The sequence below is a fragment of the Agarivorans gilvus genome (assembly GCF_001420915.1).
In the GTDB taxonomy this organism is placed as follows: domain Bacteria; phylum Pseudomonadota; class Gammaproteobacteria; order Enterobacterales; family Celerinatantimonadaceae; genus Agarivorans; species Agarivorans gilvus.
This window is the reverse complement of record NZ_CP013021.1, coordinates 1,050,521-1,071,033: the sequence shown is the minus strand read 5'-3', so window position 1 is coordinate 1,071,033 and position 20,513 is coordinate 1,050,521. Positions and strand designations below refer to the sequence as shown.

Below are 20,513 nucleotides of genomic sequence, written 5' to 3'. Positions count from 1 at the left end.
ACAAAACCTGCTCACATTCTAAAACTTAGATCTCTCACTGCCGGCTGTTTTGTGCTGGCTCTTAGTAGTTGTGCAACTACCTCAAACAAAGACCAAGCGGAATCCGCGAGAGAACCTTTTAAGGTTAATCAGTCTTACTTAGCGGGGGCAAATTCCAACAATGTGGGAAGTGATAGTTATGAATCCCAGCTGGAAACCAGCGAACCGGGTCAATTTAATTCTTTAACACCGCTGCCAGCAAAAGAGCAGCAAGTGTCTAAAAGCGTACAATTGTCTCTTAATTATAGTAACGAGCAGGTGGTGTCGGTAGCGGCCCAAGAAATGCCAATTATCGATTTTATCCACTACAGTTTTGGTGAAGTATTAGGGTCTAGCTATGTGATAGATCAAAGCCTAAATACCTTTGATAAACCTATCACCTTAAATGTACCCAACGCATTAACTGAACGGCAATTTTTTGAGCTGGTTATTAGCCTATTAGATGCCAATGGCGTGAGTTACTTATACGATAATGACGTATTCTTTTTACACTTAAAGCAAGAGAATAAAAGTAAACCTGTCACCTTGGGTTTGGGCGTTAACGCAGATAGTGTTCCCAATACCAGCGACGAAATTGTTCAGGTTGTGCCGCTAAAATATGGTATCAAAATCAGTGTAGAGCGAACCTTAATGCAATTGGTTGACGCTAAAATTACCGCTGATTTTGAACAAAGCGCGCTGTTTATCCGTGGTAAACGAGAAAATGTATTACGTGCGCTAGATATAGTTAGGATCCTCGATTCGCCAGCAAATCGAGGTAAACATATTGGCTTGTTAAATTTAACCTTTATAACTGTAGAAGATTTTTCTGCACAGGTAGCGACCTTGCTAGGCAATGAGGGTTTATCAGTCGCAGTCGGTGAGCATAACAACAAAAACTTAGTCTTGGTTCCGTTGGCCCAAATTGGTGCGGTGGCTATATTTTCGTCTCACGCCGAAGGTGTTGACCGGGTTCGTTATTGGGCAAAGCTGTTGGATAAACCGTCAATGGTAGAGACACGGCAGTATTTTATTTATCACCCTCGCTTTGCTAGGGCGTCTGATATTGGCGACAGCCTTGCGCCGTTAATCGCAGCCCGCAGTGGTGGAGTAACCAGTAGCAGAACGTCGAGCGCTCGTAATACCAGTAATAATACACAAAGCAGCGAAACAACAGGTCAGGCGCCGGCTAAAGCAAGCGCTCAAATAGGGGCGCAATCGGATTTTCTCACTTTTGTCATCGACGAAAGGTCAAATGCCATTGTTTTTTATACCTCGGGTAAAGAATATCAAGCGATAATCCCACTAATCGAGCGCTTAGACGTTATGCCTAAGCAAGTGATGTTAGACGTGGTAATTGCTGAGGTGAGCTTAACCGATGAGTTTAGTTTGGGGGTAGAGTTTGCCCTTAAAAGTGGCAGCATAAGTTTACCCTCGGGCTTTCCTGGGGCTTCAGGGGGATTAATTACCAGCGGTGCTACCGGTGGCGCTTTTACTATAAGTGGGGCTGACGGAGCGCTTATTGCTACTGCCTTGCAAACCAACCAGTTTGTCAACGTATTGTCTAACCCCTCTTTGCTGGTGCGTGACGGTGTTACAGCAGATATGTCTGTAGGTACCCAAATTTCAGTTGTCGGTTCCACAGTAACCGATGATGTTGGCTCTGGTGACAAATCCAAAACCAATGTTGAGTATCGCAAAACCGGTGTTGAAATTAGCGTTACCCCCACGGTTAATGCCCAAGGCATTGTTATCATGGAAATCCAAGAGAAAATATCTAACGAGGTGAAAGGCGCGGCAGGGGCAGAAGGTAACCCAAATATTTTTGAGCGTACCTTAAAAACCGAAGTTGTAGCAGAGAGCGGCCAAACTATTATATTGGCGGGCTTGGTATCGTCTGACGTATCTACTAACGATAATGGGGTGCCCGTTCTTAAAGATATACCGGGTATAGGTGGGTTGTTTAAATCGCAAAGTAAGTCTAACTCTAAAACCGAATTGGTTATGTTAGTCACGCCAAGAGTGATTCATAGAACTGACCAGTGGAAGCTAATTACCTCAGATTTTCAGCGGGGCATCGATAATATAAAATTCGCTCAACCTTAAATTGGTGGTTTTACCAACATTTAGCTTAAACCAGATTTGCCTACTAAATCTGGTTTTTGTTTGTGGCCTTTGGGGTTAACTGTGCTTCTTAGCAAGAAATTGAGTTGAACCGCCGCAATCAGCCTAGAAAATGTTTTGGCTTACAGCGAACTAAGATTTTGTCAACACCCTAGCAAGCTGTCGCTCGCAATCTGTCAAGAGAAATCGAAAAGCTTATTTTATGCCGGTTTGGCAAATGAAGATATGTACAGGTTTGCCCCTTTTAAACAACGGGGCGGAGTGGTATTCACCAAAAGTTGTCTGTTGAGCTGTAACTTGGTAAATTTAATCGAAAATTTTTGAGTAAACTCAAATTTTGTATTAAATGCCATATTTTCTCATTTGTGAGTTAAATGTCTTTGTTTTACAATGGCTTGGTTGGGTGGCGAGCGATTTTTATTTGTGAAAATGTAAATTCCCGCACATTATTTGGGTGAAAGTTCGTCAAACTCGATTAAATCGTTCAATTGGGTATTGAACAACGATGTTTTGTTTATTAATATCGTCTTTGGGTTGCCTATTGAAGGGCATGTAAATATTAAAAAACCCTAACGGAACTAGACCAACGCTAAAAAACATAAGGCAAGTGGCTATGTTCCAATTTCATGAAATTGGAGAAATAAAAAAATGAATCTTTTTAAAAAGACCTTACTAGCCTCTGCAGTGGCTGTAATCTCTAGTGGTGCAATGGCGGTTAACGTAACGCCAGATAACGGCACTCTTCAACACAGTATCGAAGGTATCTCTACTGCTGCTACAGTAGTGGGTGACGACTTCACTGTTGTTCTTGGCGCTGAGTACAAAGCTGACGATATTATCACTCTAACCTTCTCTCAACCTTTAGCTGAAGGCTACACTCCTCCAACTACAGTAACCAGTACTAACGTTGCTGTAGCCGAGGTAACCATTGGTTTGTTAACTGGTGGCGCTGGTGATACAGAGCTTAAATATCGTGTAACTAACATTGATACCACAGCCGACACTACTACCATTGGTGCCGATTTATCTTTCGCTGGCTTGTCTTTTGAAGGTGATGCAGTACGTTCAGCTAAAAAAGTGGCTGTTAGCTACAAAGCTGAAACCAATAACGGCGTAGAGTTAGATAAAGCGATTGCTCCTAATAGCTCAACTGCTGACTTGTTAGCTGTGACTCAACAGTTCGCTACCATGGTAAATACTAAGTTTGACGGTATTATCGACGTAGAAGCTGACCGTAAGTTGTTTGTGACTCCTGCTAACGCTCTAGCTAACGATGACACTATCGAAGTTGAATTAACCGACGCTGCTCAAGCCGACATTTCAGCTAGTCTAACTGGTGTTACTTACACCATTAACGGTAACTTTGGTTTCTTAGATACTGATGCTGATACTGACGGTATTCAACTAGGTGCTAACACTGTAGTTGTAGATGCTGGTAACGTAGATTCAGTTGAAGCTGACAAGATTGTTGTTTCTCACACCTTAGCGGCTCCTATCATTTTAACTCTTGATGTTCAAGAAGACGTTATCATTCCAGCTCAGAAATTCTCTGTTGATACAGCTGTAGTGTACGATGACGCTGGTACTGATGGTGCTGGTGCTAATGTTTCTGAGCACACTGATACCAATGCAATCGCAGACGCGGGTGAGTGGAAACTTAACGGTGCTAGCATCGACGTTATCTACGTACCTTACGGTGAAGCGGTAGAGCAATTCTTGTGGGTAACTAACAAGGGTTCTCAAGACGGTGTTATCACAGTAACTGCCTTTGACCAAAACTCAGTACAATACGGTCCTTACACTATCGGCACTTCTAAAGCTAACTCTTTAGTACGTATCGCTGATGAAGTGAAAGACGCTCTAGAAGCTGATGGCCTAACTGGCGAACGTGTACAACTTAACGTAACTGTTAACGTACCTTCAGACGACGTTCAAGTTTACGCAGCTTACAAAGTAACTGCAGACTCTGACCGTCTAACTCTACCTACTAAAAAGCTTTAATCGCTAAGATTTAAGTAGTAGGTAAAAAGCGAGCTTCGGCTCGCTTTTTTTATGTTGGATCTTTATGTTTGAAACCCCTTAATAGATCAATTTTTGTTGAGTCCTCGCTAACTAACGGTACAACAAAGGCCCTTCTTTTAGTAATATACCGTCTCGTTTTTATACCCCCAATTATTCTAATAAAGGTTATTTATGCTACGCCATGCAGCAGTGCGAAGTTCACTGTGGTTAATTGTAGAAAAGCTGTTAAGCATGGCTATATCGCTTGCTGTAACCTTAGCAATAGCGAGGCATTTGGCTCCCGAGCAATTTGGTACCTTGAGTTATCTATTAGCCTTGGCGGCCTTGCTGGTGCCTTTTTCAGCTTTAGGCTTAAATGCCATTATTACCCGAGAAGTGGTGCAACGTCCTGCCGATGAGCAGCAAATTATGGGCACCGCGCTCACCTTACGCCTATGCGGCGCGCTGCTGTGTGGCGGTTTATGCCTGCTACTTGCCCCTTTGTATTTACCAGAGCATCAGCGCTTTATGTTTACATTGCTGTTGCTCGGTAATTTGTTCACCAGTTTTACGGTAATTGATTATTGGATACAGGCGCGAGTCGATAATCGCTACGCGGCAAAAATGCGCTTAATGGTACTAAGCCTTATGGCAGGCTTGCGTTTTTTAGCGGTTTATTTCGAGCAAAGCCTAAGTATGTTTGTTTATTTAGCGGCTTTAGAAATGCTGCTTATGGGCTTGGGTTTTACTTTCTTGTATAGCTACCGTGGCGGAAGCTTGCGCCGTTTAACGGCCAGTATAAAAGAGGCAAAATATTTGTTGTCTCAGTCTTGGCTGTTAATGCTGTCGGGTATTGCGGCAATTATTTATTTAAAAATGGACCAGGTGATGCTGGGGTGGCTAAGCTCTAGCGAGCAAGTAGGCATTTATGCTGTCGCAGCACGTTTATCTGAAGTATGGTACTTTTTCCCCACCGCGATTGTGACTTCGTTTTTTCCGCAGTTAATTAACCATCGTAGAAACGCCCCAAATACCTATAAATTGCAACTACAAAAGCTGAATGACTTTTTATTCTTAGGGGCTTTTTTGGTAGCGATATTGGTACAATTTGTTGCCCCATGGGCTATTAACATTTTGTTTGGTGCTGAGTATGCCTTGTCTGCGCCGGTATTGGTTATTCATATATGGGCGGGAGTATTCATATTTATGCGCGCATTATTGAGTAAGTGGCTACTAGTAGAAAACTACTTGTTTTTTTCAATGCTCACTCAGTTTACCGGCGCATTGCTTAATGTATTACTCAATTATTGGTTGATTCCCTTGTATGGCGCTACTGGGGCAGCTGCTGCAACTGTGTTAAGCTATGCCGCGGCGTCTTACTTGGCTTTATTTTTTCATAAAAACACGTGGCCTATGGCACTGATTATGACGCGTTCCTTAGTTTTACCTTTAAGGTTGGTTGTTTTTCGTACAGGTTTATATAAATAGCGGAGTAAATATGCGTTCTATTTTAAGGAAAATTCTCTCTCCCCATATTATTGGTGTGATTAGGGACAAGCTTGAAGCGCTCGACAAATTATTGGTTGTTCTGTGTTCTAAGCACCGTTATTTGGCCTCATTTTATTATTGTTTTTTAAGTCGCCGTTTTGATCGCGAACATTACTCTGTACTTACGGGGCGCAAAACATACTGGGAGCAGCTAGCGAACCCGAGTAACTCAAGCGTTATGTTAAGGCGTAATGTGCACCGAGTTGAAAAAGGCTTGATTATGCAACCTCGACGCGAGGTCTTCGGTTTAGCCTTTATTCAAGAAACCGTAGCCTGTTATAAACGCTGCGTAAATGGCGACAACGTAAACCAACAAGAATTAAAGTGGGCACACGATGTGCTCTCTAAGTATTTTTTGGCGGTAGCGGCTGGTAAATCTGAAGTGGTGGACGGCGCTAGAGCTATGTTTAATGATATAGCAGCCAAATACAGTACTGAGAAAGAATTCTCACCTTATAGCTATCAGTCTTTAGAAAAAGCTTCGGTAAGCTTTGAGCAGTTCAAGCAATTGTGCGTGCAACGCCGTTCGGTGCGATGGTTTAAAGACCAACCTGTACCCAGAGAATTGATTAATCAAGCCTTGAGTGCTGCCACTTTAGCCCCGAGTGCCTGTAACAGGCAGCCTTTTGAGTTTTTTGTGTTTGATAAAGTTGAAGAAGCAAGAGAAATTGGTGCTATTCCAATGGGAACAGCAGGGTTTTCTCATAACTTTCAGTGTGTTTTGGTTGTAGTAGGCGATTTAGCCGCGTATCCCTATGAGCGAGATAGACACGTTATCTATATAGACGGATCGCTAGCGTCGATGCAATTGATGTTAGCCCTAGAAACTTTGGGGCTTAGCTCTTGTGTGATTAACTGGCCCGATGTTGAAAACTTAGAACGTGAAATGAGTAAAAAGCTTTCGCTTAAAGCCAACCAACGCCCGCTTATGGTGTTGTCTATTGGTTATGCGGATGACAAGGGAATGATCCCTTATTCTCAGAAGAAAGATGTTAATGAATTAGTGAAGGAAGTCTCTTTGTGATTATTGAGTTAAAAGGCGTTGAATTTGAAAACAAGGGTGCAGAGCTTATGTTACGCGCCATTCTTCAGCGAATTGAAGAGTATTGGCCAGAGGCCGAAATTGCTTTAACGCCTAGTCAGAAAGCTAGCTTTAAACAACGAGCTTCCGTTGGTGCTTGGCAAAAGCTTTCTCTTAGAAAATTATACCTTGATCTTAACTGTATAACTTACTGGTTACCTACCACTGTTCGCCGTTATTTTCGCAAATGGGGAGTTGTTACAGAGGCTGATATTGATGTTGTGATTGATGCGTCAGGTTTCTCTTATTCGGATCAGTGGTCTCCTAAAATGAGTATTCGCCATTTATGTGGTGAAATAAAAAGAAATAATGCTCATGGTAAGCCTTATATTTTTATGCCTCAAGCAATGGGACCTTTTTCTGACCCAGGAGTAAGGGCTAATATAGCGCGTTATTTCCCTAAAGCTGCTTTGGTGTGCGCTAGAGAATCTGAAACATATAAGTACATCCATGATATAACAGGTGATTTTAGTTCTCTTAAGCAATATGGGGACTTTACTAATGCTGTAAGTTTGGTTGATGACTGCTTTCCCATGTCTAATGGAAAGATGGCTTGCATCGTCCCTAATAAGAATATGGTAAACCCTAGAAACAGTAATAAACGCTGGCTTAATAGCTATGAATCAACCTTACTCAATGCTATAGCTATTTATAGAGCAAAAGGCTTAACACCGTTTTTCTTAAATCATGAAGGGCATGAGGACGGGCTGTTGATATCATCTTTAAATGAGCAATTGGATCAACCATTGCCTGTTATTGAAGAGGCCGATCCGGTAAAAGTAAAATCTATTATAGCTTCATCTAAGGCTGTTTTATGTTCAAGGTATCATGGTTGTATTAGTGCTCTGTCTAATGGTATAGCGTGCCTTTCTACAAGTTGGAGCCACAAATATGAAAGTCTTTACGAAGACTATTTAGCTAAAAAATTGCTCATTAGCCCCGATATTTCAAAACCTCAGTTAGAAGCCCTTATTGAGCTAAGTCTGAATGTGGATAGTTCGCTACATGAAGACATAAAGCTAAAAGCAGAGCAATACAAAAAAGAAACAGAGCAGCTTTGGCTTGAAGTTAAACGAGTAGTTGATACGGTCAAAAAATGAAAACAGTTTTGATTACTAGTAATGCTTTTTACCCAAATATTGGCGGTATTGAAAATTCGCTATATTATTTGGCTAAAAGCTATTTGGAATCCGGGCATAAAGCGATCGTTGTAGTTAGCGATGTAAATAGCGTAAATACGACTATGCTTCCTGAATATGAAATGTTTGAAGGTATAGAAGTTTATAGGTATTCGTGTTTTCAAAATATGCCAAAGTTATTTAGACCATTAAGAGGTCTATTTTGCTTCTTTAGTATGCTTACCCTCTATAGAAGAATAAAAAAAGCATCAGCCCCAGACCTTGTTATTAGTCGTTTTCATAGTAATACAATGGTCTCAAAGCTCTCCGGATTAAGTAATATTACTTATTTATTACCAGGGGTTGTTCGCTTTCAAAATTCGCCGTCTTTATTGTCAACCAATAGTCGATGCTTAGAAAAGTTAAAAAAGCTAATACAGCTGCGTATACACTCGTTTGTACAAAAACGAGCCTTATTGGCTGCTGATCATTTAGCTGTTTTTAGTTTAAATATGAAAAGACAAGTACAAACTTGCTTAACTACACCAAGAGATCTTCTTTTGTGTAAGCCCGGTGTGGACACGGATTATTATCGCCCAGTAAAGGAGCTCGATAAAGCAGAGATTAGAAAAGATCTAAATATACCTCAAGGAAAGCCAGTACTTTTATGTGTAGGGCGTTTCGTTGCTGCTAAAGGCATTAAATATGCCCTTGAAGCCATGCTTACTCTTAAAGATTATCATTTAGTTATAGTTGGTGGTGGCGAAGAAGAGTCTCAATATAGAAACTTTGTGCTCAATAACAACTTAGAGAGTGATGTTACTTTTACTGGTGTTCAACAAGACACTTTGAAATTTTACCAATGTTCAGATGCCTTCTTAATGACATCGGTTTATGAACCATTAGGGCAGACCATATTGGAAGCTTTAGCGTGTGGTTTACCCATAGTGGCCTTTCGTAGCACCGGTGATGTAGTTACCGCTACCAATGAATTATTAGATGACAGTGAAGCTATATTTGTTGATGATTTGAGTTCAACTTCCTTAGCTAAAGGTGTTCAAAGTCTGTTCAACAATACCTCGATGCGTAATAGTATGGGTATGCAGAGTAGAGAAATTGCCAAACAACGATTTTCGTGGAACCATTTGGCAAGTAAATTGGTTAGTAACGCAGAAAATGACGAATAAAACGTTTAGTTTAAAGTATACGTACATTCAAATTTTTTTCTTTTTGAATATAGTCCTGTTGCCTTTTTTTGACAATATTTCTGGGGTGCTTTTTAAACTAGGTATTATGGGGGATGGTAGTATAGGTTCCCCATCACAATTAGGAAGATTGTTAGCAACAGTTTTTCTCATTTATCTTATCTTTAAATATTGCAAGAATACTTCAAAAATACTATCCATTATAATTTTTAGTTATTTTCTATTAGTGGAATTCTCTGTTGCTGTAATCCATCGTGAGCTGGTTCCTTTTTTATATGGCGTTGTAATGTCATCTAAGGTTATTTTCTTTTTTCTGTTTATCATTCTTGTCAAAGACTTAGCCGAGATAAAGAAAGTTGACATGGGGGTTATTGAAAGTTGGTTGATAACTTACGGCACTCTTATTTCATTTCTAGTTCTAATTTCCTACCTGTCAGGTTTTCATATTAGTAACTACTCTAAAGGTATTGCTACCCGCGGGTTATTTGTATCTGGTAATGGTTTGGGTGTGGTTATGGGAAGTTGTCTTTTAATTCTTATTCATAATCTAAAATCATTTAACTTAATAAAGATATTGCATATTTCATTGCTTTTTGTAACTACTACATTGATAGGGACGAAAGGTAGCATGATCTTTTCTTTATTGGCTTTAATATATTTTTTATTTAGACTTGGTTTTAAATTTCCTATTCTTTCAACTATTTTTGTTTCGACTTTTCTTTGTTACTTTTTGTTTCCCATTGTTGATCTGTTGCTATTGGTTTTTGAAAATATAATATACAAATTTAATAATATTGATAATAAATGGGTTTTAATCGCTAGTTCGAGAGATAAATTTATACTTGACGCTTTCGAACAAGTTAATTGGTTAGGGGCATATGCGCTAAGATTTATATTTGGTGGGGGTGGCTTTTATGCCTATATGAATTTTGATTCTTTTTTTGTAAACCCAAGAAAATTGCTAGAGAATGATATATTTGAGCTGTTTTTTTCCTATGGATTTATTTCGTCATTTTCATATTTTTTAGTATATGCTTGGGGGCTTTTGTCGCTATTAAATATAAGTGCTACTTCTATTTTATTTTATTGTCTCTTATATTTTTTCATTCTATTACTGCTGGACATGTTGTATTCAATGGTACGTCCGCAATAATGTTCCCTTTAGTTTTAGCATGTATTCTATCTACGCGAAGGAAAGTCTGTGATTAGTGTAGTTATCCCGCTTTACAATAAATCAAACTATATATCTAGAGCTATCAACTCAGTGTTAAATCAGACGATGGCGGTTCACGAAATAATAGTTATCGATGATGGATCTACCGATAATAGTGCAGAAATTGTTAGTGCTAGCTTCCCTATGGTTAAGTTGATTAGTCAAAGTAATAGCGGCGTTTCTGCGGCTAGAAATACAGGGATTTTACACTCAAAAGGCGAGTATATAGCATTTCTAGATGCTGATGACTACTGGACTGAACACTTTATAAATAACATTAACTTTTTGATTAAGCGCTACCCAAATGCCCAAGCATTCTGTACGAATTATGCTTTTAAAGAAAAAGAGTGCATATATCCTGCGAAATTGAAATGCTCAAATGAGATAACTTCTATTTTAGATGATTATTTTGATTTATGTTGCAACGCTGACTTGCCCATAACAGCATCATCAGTGTGCATAAACAAAAGCTTACTTGAAGAAGAAATTGGAGGATTTCCTCAGGGGGTTGCTATGGGTGAAGATCAAATAGTTTGGGCTGAATTAGCTTGTCGCACTAAAATTGCTTTCCATTCACATATTAGCGTTTACTATGATAGAGACGTACAAGATAGCGCCTGTAAAACGAATCATATTTATAGTCCAGCCCCACAGGTTTATGTCTATAAAAAATTATTAGCTGAAAATAAAGTTCCTAGAGAGCTAGTCAATAGCCTGATACATTTAATCCATTTGACAGTATTGAGTTGTGTTAAAAATAATCTCCTAGTGGGGAATAGAAAAAAAGCGTTAACAATTTTGTTGAGTAAAGGTTACCTGAAGTTTGATAAGTATCGCCTTATGGGGTTTTTGCTTTTGTTTTTTCCTAGGTTTTTTGTGGCTAAAATTTTTTCTGTTTCGCGAAATGATAAATAGTATGCATTATATTTTAAATAAAATTAAATCCTCCCCTTGTATTGAAAATGACCTTTTTTCCATAACGCGTGAACGAAAGAAGGGGCAGCCTAGAGTCGTTAGCTTTGTAAATCCCTATTCTTATATGCTACTTAGAAATAGGGAAGAAGGTTATTTAGTTGATCATTTTTATAGTGATGCAATTACTTCTAGCTTTTTTTTCTCTATGCTGTTAAGTATAAAAGTGCCAAGAATAAGTTTTGATTACGGATCGTTTGCTAAAACATTTTTCGGCGAGTTGAGCCATTCCGAAGATACAGTTTATTTTGTTGGCGCAAAACAAAATGAAATAGAAAAAGCAGTTTTAAACTTCAAAGAAAATTATCCAAAACTTAAAATCTGCGGTTTTAGCTCTGGGTATTTTGATCATGTAAATTCAAAACAATCGGTAATTGATAATATCAAAAAATCTAATGCTAAGTTTGTGGTTTGTGGGTTAGGTACACCGCTGCAAGAAAGTTTTTCACGCGAAGTTATTGATAACTGTGAATCAGTATCTAGAATATATACTTGCGGTGGTTTTCTTTATCAATCTACAGATAGTATTAATTACTATCCCCATTGGGTTAATAAATATAATTTACGATGGGCTTATCGGATTACAGTTGAAAACTATGTTTTAAAAAGACTATTGAACCAATATCCAAAGTTTTTGTTTTATGTAGTTAAAGATAGGTTTGCCAATGGCCGTAATTAAAGCTGAGAATTTTAGGTCGGATATTAATTTTCTTCGCGCTTTTTCAGTTCTTGCTGTCGTTTTTTTTCATTTTGGCATTGATTCGGTTCAAGGCGGATTTATTGGCGTTGATGTTTTCTTTTTAGTGTCCGGATTTTTGATGACTAAAATCATCGTATCTCGGTTGAAAAGTAATAACTTCAACTACATTGAGTTTATATTTTTCAGAGCTAGGCGAATCATTCCTGCATTGTTTGTAATGATAGTCGCTGTGTTTATATTTAGCTTTTTTCTATCGTTTCCTACTGAAATTCGTCAATTAGGAAAGCATGCTGTAGGTGCTTTATCATTTACTTCTAATGAAATTTTTTCTTCAGAAAGTGGCTACTTTGATCCTCATTCTAAAAACAAAGTTCTGCTCCATACTTGGTCTTTATCAGTAGAATGGCAGTTTTATTTGATTTATCCACTGGTGCTGTGGAGCGCTAACAAATTGTTTGGTAAGAGCATGTTAACCACCGTGGTTTTTGTTCTTTTGGTTACGTCTCTTCTTCTTATGCTTTTGGGCGATTATCAAACTTGGTTCTATTACTCATTGTTCACACGAGCATGGGAAATGTGCCTAGGGGGCCTCGCTTTTTTATATAAACCCGAGCTTTCGGTTAAAACTCGAAAGGCACTGTTTTTTGTTGGTTTTTTTGGCTTGATCTTAAGTGTATTACTAGTCAGTGAAGCCGCTCAATGGCCCAGCAATATTACAATTATTCCTGCATTCGCTACATTTGTCATCTTATTGGCTAATTATAATTTTACACCGGCCAGTAATAAAGTGCTTTCTATCTTAGGTTTGTCTTCATATTCAATTTATTTGTGGCATTGGCCTATTTATGTACTAATGTTTCGCTATTATGGTGAGTTAAGTATTCAGCAAACATTGAATGGTATTTTCGCTTCAATTGTTTTAGGTTGGGTATCATATAATTTTGTTGAAAATAACTTTAGAACATTACGCTTTCGGTTTATTAACATAGCTGGTTTAGCTCTAGTTTGCGCGCTTGGTGTTGGTTTTGCTGCTTTAGCTTTTATTAAAAATGGTTTTCCTGCCTATTCTCATTTTTCTAAAGCTGTTGTCTTGGCTGATAGTGAGGCTTTAAATAGAGAGCCTAGGAAGGCTGAATGTTTAGTTGATAACCTTGCTGCTTCACCACACTGCATATACGGAGACCCTGAAGGAGAGTTGGCTTTAATTGTGTTTGGTGACAGTCACGCCAGTGCTATGGTTACTGCTGTTGCTCAGTCGCTACCTGATACTAGTCATTTAGTTTTTGTGGCTAAAGCCGGATGTCCTAGCATTTCTCAGGGAGATTTGGGGCGTAAAAACAGCCAAGCTTGTTTAGATTTTGTTAATAGAGAGCTTTCACGTATTCAGCGCGATTATCCCAAGGTTCCTATTATGGTGATTAATCGCTGGTCTTATTATCTATATGGCGAAGCCGGGGAGCGAAAGCTAAATCTTACTAAACAACAGTTTTTAGCTAAAGAGAAACTATTGGCCAACGGATTACATAGTACTTGGTGCGGATTAGTAAATGAGAGGAGGGTCATTTTTGTCACTCCTACTCCTGAATTTGACGGTAATGTTCCTAAGGCTGTTGCTAAGTCGCTAGCGTTTGGCAGCGTTATGCCATCTGTTAGCTTAGAAGATTATCAAAATAGAAATAGAGTGGTTATTGACTCAATAAACGCATTGCATGAGCAATGCGGCGTTGATGTCCTTTACACCAAGGATTATTTATGTGGAGAGGAATACTGTGACGCTCAACTGTCTTCTCGCCCTTTGTACTTTGACGATAATCACCTTAGTGAGTTTGGCAACAGGGCGTTAACGAGCGCATTTGAAGGCTTGTTTATTAGGCATAGGTAGGAGTTTAACATTCTAGATATTTAGCTAGAAGAACCGAGTTTTCTGTTAGAAGCAATTGGATATTTGATAATATGTAAGCTTAACTGCTTGAATATCAACTTGAACGTGCTAAGAGCACATTATTAATCTAGGTGCTTGTCTGTTAGCTTTAATTGAGACAGAACTAAAATAAAAAAGAGATATCTCGCTATGCTTAAAGTTCTTCTTACTGGTGGTGCCGGATTTATCGGTAGTGCAGTTGTGCGCCATATTATTAATAGTACTGATGATGCGGTATTAAATGTTGATGTCCTCACTTATGCCGGTAATTTGGCCTCCGTTGAGAGTGTTGCTTCAAGCGCTCGTTATAGGTTTTTGCAGGCTAATATCTGCGACAAATCAGCAATGGCTAACGCACTTGCAGAGTTTAAACCTACGGTAGTAATGCACCTTGCAGCAGAGAGTCATGTGGATCGTTCCATCGATGGCCCTAGAGATTTTATTCAGACTAATATAGTTGGCACTTATTCCTTATTGGAGGCTGCTCGAGACTATTGGATGGGCTTAGAGGGAGAGGCTAAAGAGGTATTTCGGTTTCATCATATCTCAACCGATGAAGTATATGGCGATTTGGAAGGTACTGACGATTTATTCACGGAGTCCACTCCTTATGCGCCTAGTTCCCCATATTCAGCTTCTAAAGCGTCTAGTGATCACTTGGTTCGAGCATGGCATCGTACCTATGGCCTTCCGGTGGTTATCACTAATTGCTCAAATAATTATGGTCCTTATCATTTTCCTGAAAAGCTTATTCCGCACATTATTCTCAATGCACTTGATGGCAAGGCCTTGCCCGTTTACGGCGACGGCTTGCAAATTCGTGATTGGTTGTATGTTGAAGACCATGCCCGAGCTTTGTACAAAGTAGCGACAACAGGTGTAGTTGGCGAAACTTATAACATTGGTGGGCATAATGAAAAAACCAATATTGAAGTTGTTCGTACCATTTGTGAATTACTGGAGGAGTTAGCGCCCGAGGCAAAGGCAAATTTGCATGCGTTGGGCAAGCAAAAGTTTGCTGATTTAATTACCTTTGTTAAAGATCGCCCTGGTCATGATGCCCGTTATGCTATCGATGCCTCTAAAATAGAACGCGATCTTGGTTGGAAGCCTGAGGAGAGTTTCGAATCTGGTATTCGTAAGACTGTGCAGTGGTATTTAGCCAATCCACAATGGTGGAAAGATGTATTAAGTGGAGATTATCAACTCGAACGCTTAGGCTAGGGTAGATTGTCCAAAAATTGACTAACTTGAATTGTATTGTGAATTACTTCACAAAAATATTTATTCTTGATAATTTGGTGTGTAGGTATTGTCATTGCCTCTTTTCGGGAGAGAAAACTCAGGAACAATATAGCTTAGCTTTGTGTCGCTGGTTTAGTTCTCTTATATTTTTTTGCATTTCAAACCTTGGTTTTATGGTGGTTAAATACACAGTAAATATACGGGTGAATTGATATAAAAATTTCTCACTACCGTCAGCTGAGTGTAGTGAAAACCGATTAAATATTGTGAAAAGGACATATGAATGAAGATTGCTGTTGCCGGGACTGGCTACGTAGGTTTATCAAACGCGATGTTACTCTCTCAACATCATGAAGTAGTAGCTGTTGATATTGTTCCAGAGAAGGTGAACTTATTGAACAATAAATGTTCACCAATTGTCGATGCAGAAATTGAGGATTTCTTAAGTAATAAGGCGCTGAACTTCACCGCAACGCTGGATAAACAACAGGCTTATTTGGGGGCGGATTATGTGATCATATCTACGCCGACCGATTATGACCCTGAAACGAATTATTTTAATACAAAGTCTGTAGAGGCAGTGATTCAGGATGTATTGGCGATTAACCCTGAAGCGGTGATGGTGATTAAATCCACCGTCCCGGTGGGCTATACCAAATCTGTTTGTGAAAAATTCGGGGTGGATAACATTCTTTTTTCTCCTGAGTTTTTGCGAGAAGGACGAGCTTTATACGACAACCTTCATCCTTCTCGTATAGTGGTGGGAGAAGAGTCGGAACGCGCTCAAATTTTTGCAAACTTGTTAGTTGAAGGTGCTGTTAAAGAGAATATTGACGTTCTACTGACTAAGTCAACGGAAGCAGAAGCAATTAAGTTGTTCGCCAACACTTATTTGGCGCTGCGCGTTGCCTACTTCAATGAATTAGACACTTACGCTGAAACCCATGGTTTAGATTCTCGGCAGATCATTCAAGGGGTGGGCTTAGACCCTCGAATTGGTACTCACTACAACAACCCCTCATTTGGTTATGGCGGTTACTGTTTGCCTAAAGATACTAAGCAATTATTAGCTAACTACAAAGACGTGCCTAATAACATTATTGGCGCGATTGTAGATGCCAATACTACTCGCAAAGACTTTATTGCTGAGTCGATTGTTAAACGCAATCCTAAGCGGGTAGGGGTTTACCGATTAATTATGAAGTCGGGTTCAGATAACTTTAGGGCTTCCAGTATTCAGGGCATTATGAAGCGTATTAAGGCCAAGGGCATTGAAGTGGTTATTTATGAGCCGGTAATGGAAGAAGAAGAGTTTTTCCGCTCCCAAGTTATACGGGATCTAAATGAATTTAAAGCTAGTTGTGACGTGATTATCGCCAACCGCATGGTGGATGAAATCAAGGATGTTGCCGACAAGGTGTATACACGAGACTTGTTTGGTAGTGACTAATATACCCCTTAGGGTTTTAGGGCTCTGTGTGATAGTAATAATGTAAACATCTAAATTGATAAAGCCAAGCATTTGCTTGGCTTTATTGTTGTAGTTACATGCTCTAATTTAACGATAATGGCTGGCCACGCTGTTTTTACCCTTGGAGTGGGTTATGCCATATAAGCTGTATTTTCGGTTGAGTTTTTGTCCGCCATCTCGAGTCAGGGGAATCCAGCTAAATGATGCATATTGAGTACTGGAGCGAGTCAGCATCATGTCGAAGGGGATCTTAATGTAAAAGCCCTTGTTAAAGCTGCCTTCGCCGTAGTCTTTGGCGCTAACGTTGGTGCGGGTAAAGAAGAACCCAGCAACGGTGCCGTTATCAAACTCTCGGGATAAATCAACGGTAAAGCCACGGTCACCAGAAAGGTATTGACCCACAGATATTTCACCCTTGATATTATACCAAGGCGTTTGCCAGTAGAGCGAACCGTGACCGGTGGTAACTTCGTAGTCTCTAAAACCAAATTTTCGGTCAAAGTCACGTTGTTTTACGCGGTTAAGATCGACACCAAAGGCCCATGAACTATTGAAAGGGCGATATAGCACCTCTCCACCCACGCCGCCGTACATAAATTCTAGATAGCCTCCGTAGTATTGGGCATAAAGGCTTTTTCCATAGTGATCGAAATAGCTAAGTTGCAGGTTAGAAATACCCACTTTACTTTCGGTGAGGTATTCACGAATATAGGTACGTGAACGTGGAATCGCCCCAGTGGTTTGGTCAACCTTATAATTAAATCTATCGTAGTTATCTAACAGCGTCCAAGAGAGGATACCGTCCAGTTTTAGCTTTTCGGTGGGCTGGTATTCACCGGCTAAATGTAGAGATAGAGCATAAAAATAGAAGGTTTCTGGACTGCCGAAACTTTGAGTTAAGCCAGGATAGAGGGAAACATTATAGGGCTTACGTTTTACTTCCGTTTTGCTGACGGTGCGCGTATTAGAATCGTCTTCATTAGTTATTGCAGCGCTATAAGCAAACTCGATTTGTTCTCCTGGCGTTAGCTCGTGTCTAGCCTCTTTTAAAAAGGGGTCTCGTTTCAGCGTAGTTTGATAAAGCGGCAGTGAAGCTTTGTTTTCAACAATAGTAAACTCTCTCACTTCATCGGGTAGACGGTTATGTAAGATACGAGCTATTCGTTGGTCAGACTCGCTACGATCACGATAGATAACTTGTTCACCCACGATATTAATTTGTTGTTCTTTTAAAGTAATACTTTTAACTTCTAAGCCAGCATTTTCCGATAAGGCGCCAATCAGCTCATCGGGATTATAATCGCTAGCTTGAGCAGGTTCTTGGCGAAGTGCTTCTGGCTTGGGATCCAGCTTGAGCTGATTGGGTACGCTTTGGTAGTTAGTGCGAATCGTTATACCGGCCATAAGGGTATTGCCGCGCTCGTAACCTACGTTGAGTTTTATGTAGTCTCCCCAAGAATAAACGGCACCCACATTAATCGGCAGACTTTGATTAAATTTGTTACGTAAGGCTTCATTTTGATAGTTGTTAGGATCGTATTCTAGTTTTATATGCAGGCCTTCAATAGGTGTTTGGTATTCTAGTCCAGCAAATAGTCCAACGTGTTCACCTTTAAAGAAGTTTTCATAACCAACTTTACCTCCTTGGTCGGTGTCGGTTCGAGTCCAGCCTGGTCGGTAACAAGCTCCATCTGTCACTGTACAAAATGGATTTTTAATGCTGCTACCATTGGCCATATAGCCCCAACCCATTCCTAGGGTAAAGTCCAGTTCTCCCCAGCGTTTACTGGCTACCAAATACTCGCTAGAAAATATCCCTGTACCACCTATATCACGAAAGCCTAGGGCTATTTCCGGTATGTAGTAGGATTCTTGCCAGAGGCGAAATTTAGCATCGAAGCCCTTATCTTTATAACTTTGGTCACCACTGTAGCCAGGAAAGTTGCTATATAAGCGATTTTCTACTGAAGTATAACGAATCACCCCTTCAAACCAAGGTACTGGCGTGACCGATACTGCGCCGCGAATATAGGGGTCCACGTAGTTAAGGTTAAAGGCAAATTCGCCTTCCGGGCTCATGCGGGCGGTGGGCATTTGCATTAGCCCTACGCCACCAAAATCAGACTGGCTAGGAGCCGCAGTGGCTAGTCCCATACCGGCCATAGGCAAAATTGTACTCGAGGCAAGGATTAGCGGCTTCAGTTTTAGCATTTTGATTTGATTACTCACCTTGGCGATATCCTATGTATTGGTTTTGCAAAAGCTCAAGGTAGAGCTGGTTAATTTGTTGATATTCATCGCTCAACAGTTGTTGTTTAGCTGGAACAAAGATGATGCTGCCTGGAGCTAGGTATTGTCGGCTTTGCTTGTTCCAATAGGCAATTGGAATAAGCTCGGCACGGGTGTCGGGGTGAATTAGCCAAACTTCGCTGTTATCGGCTAGCTCATAGCTCGTCACTTGTTTTAAGTAATCAAGCACGTCGTTTTGTGTTTGGTGGGCCAGCTGTTTACTTTCCACAAAGCCTTTTATGCCAACGGTATTGGGGCGAACGGGTAATACTATTCGGTCGCCATCTTGCAGCAGAAAATTTTCAGTGGGCTTGGCATAAATTCTATCGGGATGCAGCGCGGTGACCATGCGGTCGCTAACCACAATATTCAGTACCTGTTGTTTTAGTTGAGACCATTGTTTGGCTTCATCCTGATCTTGCTTAATTTGTTGATCAATCAGGCTGATCAGCTTTGCATGTTTTTCACGGTACTGTTCACTGACTCCTTTACGCAACCAAGCTATCGCCGGCCAATAATCTTTGTCGCCAATATGTAACTGGTCGATGGCATCGCTCAGCCTCGCTGTGGCGGGAAGGCTTAATGTTTGAATTGGCTGATTGGCTTTAATTAATGTAATGCTAAGCGGTTTTGCTGAGTTGGGCTGCGTGTTGGCTTGAGCAAGGCTTGGGCTTAAACTGGCGATGAGCAACAAACTTAAGCTGGGGGTTAATTTCAGCAGCTGTTTGAGCGAGTACAACTGCGAGGCGCCATGCTGGCGCAAGGTGAGTTTACGCATCGTGCGCATAATAAGAGCTTCCTTTTGAATTAGCATGGCTGACTAAATATCTTCGTAGTAAGGCATTAGCCCTTCTAAACGAATCAGCGGTTGGTCTGGACCTAGCTGTTGCTCGCTGCGCCACACCAATTGTTTGTTATTATTCTGTTCTACCCAGTAGTGATTTACTACGCTGAAATCTAAATCAGGCACATATAGCCGTTCAGTGACTTGCTGTAATTTGCGTTGCTTGCCAGCAATACTCTGTTCGCTGACTTCACCAAAAGAAAAGCTTGACTGGGCTTGGCTACCAAATAGGCCTACTGAGGCAAAGTCGCGCTTTGAGAAATAAACTTGCTCAGGTTTAACAGAAAGCAGTCCTAGTTCGAAAGGATCTTCACCTTCAAACCGCACACCACTGCTAACAAAGGGTAAGCCATCGGCGCGAATTATTTGTCCGTTACGGGTGACGATGGTGATGCCATCGGTGGATGACCAAATCCGCTGCTGACCATCGGCTCTGGCCAGCGCCATATAAGTTTTGGGGTAAATGCCGTATTTCACATAGATGGCAGCGTAGTCAAAGGCCAAACGCTGCTCTTCGGTGAAGTTGGCATCTGGTAGCCCGTTAATGGCGATATCAAGCAGCTCTTTACCGCTTTTGTATTCATGGGTGCAAGCCATGAGCGAGCTACAAAGGCTCGCTAAAATTACCAGTTTTCTCAAATGCATGTCCGTTGCCTAAAGCTATAATCTGCCCTAGCTTAGCATTAGAAGGCGAGGGCTAAAAGTCTGTGATGTTACGTGACTTGATGGATGTTTATATTTTGCTCATTACCAGCTTGGTAAA

The 20,513-nt window shown here is 40.4% G+C and carries 15 protein-coding genes; 12 read left to right on the top strand and 3 right to left on the bottom strand.

Features of this window, described 5'->3' with window-relative positions; translation table 11 throughout:
- Positions 1-252 precede the first annotated feature (252 nt).
- The 12 genes from AR383_RS05025 (at position 253) to AR383_RS04970 (ending at position 16,596) form a co-directional block, all read left to right on the top strand.
- Positions 253-2,124 carry a type II secretion system protein D gene (locus tag AR383_RS05025; protein ID WP_198150209.1) on the top strand — a complete coding sequence of 624 codons (1,872 nt, stop codon included), beginning with the start codon at positions 253-255 and terminating at the stop codon, positions 2,122-2,124.
- A 666-nt stretch (positions 2,125-2,790) separates the two neighbouring features.
- Positions 2,791-4,143, top strand: a complete 1,353-nt coding sequence (locus AR383_RS05020) for a hypothetical protein (RefSeq protein WP_055732151.1) — start codon at positions 2,791-2,793, stop codon at positions 4,141-4,143.
- A 192-nt stretch (positions 4,144-4,335) separates the two neighbouring features.
- Positions 4,336-5,631, top strand: a complete 1,296-nt coding sequence (locus AR383_RS05015; protein ID WP_055732150.1) for a flippase — start codon at positions 4,336-4,338, stop codon at positions 5,629-5,631.
- A 280-nt stretch (positions 5,632-5,911) separates the two neighbouring features.
- Positions 5,912-6,715: a nitroreductase family protein gene (locus AR383_RS05010; protein WP_229711104.1), complete on the top strand. Its 804-nt coding sequence runs from the start codon at positions 5,912-5,914 to the stop codon at positions 6,713-6,715.
- Positions 6,712-7,872 carry a polysaccharide pyruvyl transferase family protein gene (locus AR383_RS05005; RefSeq protein WP_055732148.1) on the top strand — a complete coding sequence of 387 codons (1,161 nt, stop codon included), beginning with the start codon at positions 6,712-6,714 and terminating at the stop codon, positions 7,870-7,872. Before AR383_RS05010 ends, AR383_RS05005 begins: the two co-directional genes overlap by 4 nt.
- Positions 7,869-9,077 carry a glycosyltransferase family 4 protein gene (locus AR383_RS05000; RefSeq protein ID WP_055732147.1) on the top strand — a complete coding sequence of 403 codons (1,209 nt, stop codon included), beginning with the start codon at positions 7,869-7,871 and terminating at the stop codon, positions 9,075-9,077. The genes AR383_RS05005 and AR383_RS05000 overlap by 4 nt, the downstream gene beginning before the upstream one ends.
- The gene (locus tag AR383_RS04995; RefSeq protein ID WP_198150208.1) at positions 9,007-10,248 is read left to right on the top strand and encodes an O-antigen ligase family protein; all 1,242 of its coding nucleotides are present in this window, start codon (positions 9,007-9,009) and stop codon (positions 10,246-10,248) included. The genes AR383_RS05000 and AR383_RS04995 overlap by 71 nt, the downstream gene beginning before the upstream one ends.
- Before the next feature lie 48 nt (positions 10,249-10,296).
- Positions 10,297-11,223 carry a glycosyltransferase family 2 protein gene (locus AR383_RS04990; protein WP_055732145.1) on the top strand — a complete coding sequence of 309 codons (927 nt, stop codon included), beginning with the start codon at positions 10,297-10,299 and terminating at the stop codon, positions 11,221-11,223.
- A gap of 1 nt (position 11,224) precedes the next feature.
- Positions 11,225-11,959 (top strand): WecB/TagA/CpsF family glycosyltransferase, encoded by a 735-nt coding sequence (locus tag AR383_RS04985; RefSeq protein ID WP_188407307.1) that lies wholly within the window; start codon positions 11,225-11,227, stop codon positions 11,957-11,959.
- A complete protein-coding gene (locus AR383_RS04980; protein WP_055732143.1) occupies positions 11,946-13,862 on the top strand; it encodes an acyltransferase family protein in 1,917 nt (638 codons plus the stop codon). The genes AR383_RS04985 and AR383_RS04980 overlap by 14 nt, the downstream gene beginning before the upstream one ends.
- Before the next feature lie 189 nt (positions 13,863-14,051).
- Positions 14,052-15,125, top strand: a complete 1,074-nt coding sequence (rfbB, locus tag AR383_RS04975) for a dTDP-glucose 4,6-dehydratase (RefSeq protein ID WP_055732142.1) — start codon at positions 14,052-14,054, stop codon at positions 15,123-15,125.
- 304 nt (positions 15,126-15,429) lie between these two features.
- Positions 15,430-16,596, top strand: coding sequence for a nucleotide sugar dehydrogenase (locus tag AR383_RS04970; RefSeq protein ID WP_055732141.1), 1,167 nt, complete (start codon positions 15,430-15,432; stop codon positions 16,594-16,596).
- 108 nt (positions 16,597-16,704) lie between these two features.
- Here AR383_RS04970 and AR383_RS04965 read toward each other — a convergent pair whose 3' ends face one another.
- From AR383_RS04965 to AR383_RS04955, 3 genes are read right to left on the bottom strand one after another with little or no spacing between them, the layout of a single operon-like run.
- Complete coding sequence (locus AR383_RS04965) at positions 16,705-18,846, bottom strand: YjbH domain-containing protein (protein ID WP_055732140.1); 2,142 nt, start codon at positions 18,844-18,846, stop codon at positions 16,705-16,707.
- On the bottom strand, positions 18,839-19,693 hold the full coding sequence (locus AR383_RS04960; RefSeq protein ID WP_055732139.1) for a capsule biosynthesis GfcC family protein: 855 nt from the start codon (positions 19,691-19,693) through the stop codon (positions 18,839-18,841). The genes AR383_RS04965 and AR383_RS04960 overlap by 8 nt, the downstream gene beginning before the upstream one ends.
- 33 nt (positions 19,694-19,726) lie before the next feature.
- Positions 19,727-20,347: a YjbF family lipoprotein gene (locus tag AR383_RS04955; protein WP_188407308.1), complete on the bottom strand. Its 621-nt coding sequence runs from the start codon at positions 20,345-20,347 to the stop codon at positions 19,727-19,729.
- Positions 20,348-20,513: the final 166 nt, after the last annotated feature.